We start from the raw sequence: 356 nt of genomic DNA on the forward strand, positions 1-356 counted from the left end.
GGCTACATCCCGCCCGCCCCCGCGCTGGCCAGCGCCGGGCTGGTGGCGCCGGAGTTCCAGATCACCAACGAACAGAGCGTCGTCGGCTACGTCCACTTCATGTATTCGCTGGTCGCCAACGGCATCGGCGACGTGAAGGCCGATTACACCGCGATCCTGACCAAGGCGGGCGACAGCGCCGCGCTGGTGGACGAGGTGAACGTGCTGCTCGCCGCGGGCCAGCGGTCCAGCGCGACGGTCGCGTCGATCCGCGCCGCGGTCGACAGCGTCGCCACCACTGCCACCAACGCCGCGATCAACCGCGTCGGCATCGCGATCATGCTGACGCTGGCATCCCCCGACTATCTGACGCTGCG

Annotated in this window: 1 protein-coding gene; it reads left to right on the forward strand. The window is 69.4% G+C overall.

Features of this window, described 5'->3' with window-relative positions; all coding sequences use genetic code 11:
* Nucleotides 1–356 (forward strand): hypothetical protein (locus tag CVH10_RS18425; RefSeq protein WP_219924805.1); only part of this gene is annotated, 356 nt, incomplete at both ends.

Source organism: Halomonas sp. ND22Bw, assembly GCF_003011945.1.
GTDB classification, from domain to species: Bacteria; Pseudomonadota; Gammaproteobacteria; order Pseudomonadales; family Halomonadaceae; genus Halomonas; species Halomonas halophila.